Consider the following 729-nt stretch of genomic DNA (forward strand, 5'->3'; position numbering starts at 1 on the left):
CAGCAGCCAACAACACCTACCGGCGTGGCGCCCACAGCGTGACGGCGCTGCGGGTACATCTTGTCTTCGTAACGAAATATCGTCGGCGGATTCTGGACTCGGCGATGCTGGACTTCTGCCAGCACACCATGTCCGGTGTGTGCACCGATCTGGGTGCCGAGTTGGTTGAGTTCAACGGCGAACCCGAGCACGTGCACCTGCTGGTCGCCTACCCGCCCACCCTGGCGATCTCCACGCTGGTGCGCCGCCTTAAAGGCCGCTCCAGCTACGCGGTGCGCCGCGAATACACCGGAACGTGTGTGCGCGCCCGGATGCGCAGCCACCTGTGGTCGCCGTCGTATTTCGCCGCCTCCGCCGGCGGCGCGCCATTGTCGGTGATCAAACGCTACATCGAAAACCAAAACCGGCCCCTCTAACCATCGGGCTACGCCCGACAAGGACCCAACCCACGCAGCCGCTACGCCGCGCCACACACGCCAGTGGTTACTTCATCAACCAACTTGATGCGCTAACCGCTACGACACTCGGTCATCGCAGTGCCCGCAGCCGCTCTGCCACACTTTCCGGGGTCACGTCGCTGATGAACGCCTCCATCGCCGACTCGGAGGCCGCCAGGTACTTCAGCGCGGTCGCGCTGCGCCGGACCGACATCAGCTCGACGTGGAAGTAGCCGTCGCGCTGGCCGTGGATGTCGGCGAACTGGTGCAGCGCCGACATGTAGGGCAGCGG

General features: G+C 64.9%; 1 protein-coding gene and 1 pseudogene. One reads left to right on the forward strand and one right to left on the reverse strand.

Annotation, left to right across the window (positions count from 1 at the left end):
• On the forward strand, positions 1-416 hold a 416-nt coding region (tnpA, locus tag F6Q13_RS18575; protein ID WP_293059667.1), incomplete at its 5' end, for an IS200/IS605 family transposase.
• A gap of 112 nt (positions 417-528) precedes the next feature.
• On the opposite strand, the pseudogene F6Q13_RS18580 reads toward tnpA, so the two are convergent.
• Positions 529-729: pseudogene (locus tag F6Q13_RS18580) on the reverse strand (galactose-1-phosphate uridylyltransferase); the annotation flags it as partial.

The sequence above is a fragment of the Mycobacterium sp. genome (assembly GCF_008709575.1).
In the GTDB taxonomy this organism is placed as follows: domain Bacteria; phylum Actinomycetota; class Actinomycetes; order Mycobacteriales; family Mycobacteriaceae; genus Mycobacterium.